The organism is Leucobacter soli (assembly GCF_042659205.1).
Taxonomy (GTDB): Bacteria; Actinomycetota; Actinomycetes; order Actinomycetales; family Microbacteriaceae; genus Leucobacter; species Leucobacter soli.
Genome location: NZ_JBHSRW010000368.1, coordinates 1 through 1371 on the forward strand (window position 1 = coordinate 1; position 1371 = coordinate 1371).

Genomic DNA, 1371 nt, shown 5'->3' on the forward strand with positions numbered 1-1371 from the left:
CCGCTGGACGGCACTCCCGCGCATGCCGAGACGGCGGGCGACGCACCGCGTGAGGCGGTGAGCGCCGCGGGCGAGCTCGACTTCGCGCCGCAAGAGCCCGTCCTCGCGGCGGACGACGAGAGCTACATCTTCACCGCCCACCTGCGGAGCACCGGCGAGGATGCGCTCGCTGCCGGGCGGCTGGAAGTCCGGCTCGCGGACGGTCGGATCGAGGATGCGGAGAGGCTCACCGCGCTGCTGTCCGGCGACGCTGCGACGGTCGGCCCCGATCGGGCGCTGCTCACCACCGTCGAGGTGGGGGAGACCGCTCCGGGCGAGGGGCAGGAGCTGACCATCGCGATCCCGCGCGCCGCGATGCCCCTCGGCTTCCAGGACGACGCGGGCGTCTACGCGGTGCGCGCGGACTTCGTACCGGCGACGCAGACGGACGGCGACGCCGGCACGGACGGCGAGGGCTCGGACGGGGAGGGCACGGGCGACGACACGGGAACCAGGCCGCCATCGACCGAGGAGCCGCTCCTCAGCACGACGACCCCGGTGGTCTGGAGGGGTGTCACAGCCGGCGCCTCCGTTCGGCTGACCCTCATCGTGCCGCTGCTGCTTCCGGGCGAAGTGACGGACATGCCTACGCAGGATCAGCTGAGCCAGACCGTTCCGAGGCTCTCGGCGCTGCTGGACGCCGCGGAGCGCTGGGACGCCACGCTCGCCGTGGATCCGCGCCTCATCGCCGGCATCCGCGCTCACGGCGACGCCGCTCCTGCGGCGGCGCGCGAATTCCTCGATCGCCTCGCCGCGACCGCCCTTCCGCAGTTCCTGCTGCAGTTCGCGGACGCGGATCCCGCCGCGCAGGCGGCGCTCGGTTTCGAGCAGCTGCTGCAGCCGACCGGCCTGAGCTACGCCACCGCGAACGGCAGCTTCCCAGCCGAGCCGTCGGATCCGACGAAACCGACGGATCCCGGCGACGGCACGAACCCGGACGGATCCTCGGGCACCTCCGATGTCGGAAGCGATGCGGAGGACGACGCGGAGGACGACGCTATCCCCGGAACCGGCGAGAACGACGGCGATGCCGACACAGACACAGACGCCGACGACACCCCGGCACCCCCCACGCTCGAGCAGCTCCTCGACTGGCCCGCGGCCTACTCGGGGGCCTGGCCGGCCGAGGGCGAAGCGACGACCGCCACGCTGCAACTGCTCACCGGTGCGGGCATCGAATCACTCGTGCTCGAGAGCGGCAATGTGCGCGGCACGGCCGGACCCCGCGTCGCGCTCGGCGGCTTCGACACCCTCGTCGCCGATGCCGATCTCGGCGCCGCAGCACGGACCCTGCTGAGCGGCCCGAGCGAAACCTCGCGCACGGCGGGCGCC

1 protein-coding gene is annotated in these 1371 nt (G+C 73.4%); it reads left to right on the top strand.

Annotation, left to right across the window (positions count from 1 at the left end):
* A partial coding sequence (locus ACFPZL_RS13225; protein WP_382335830.1) for a DUF6049 family protein occupies nt 1-1371 on the top strand: 1371 nt, incomplete at both ends.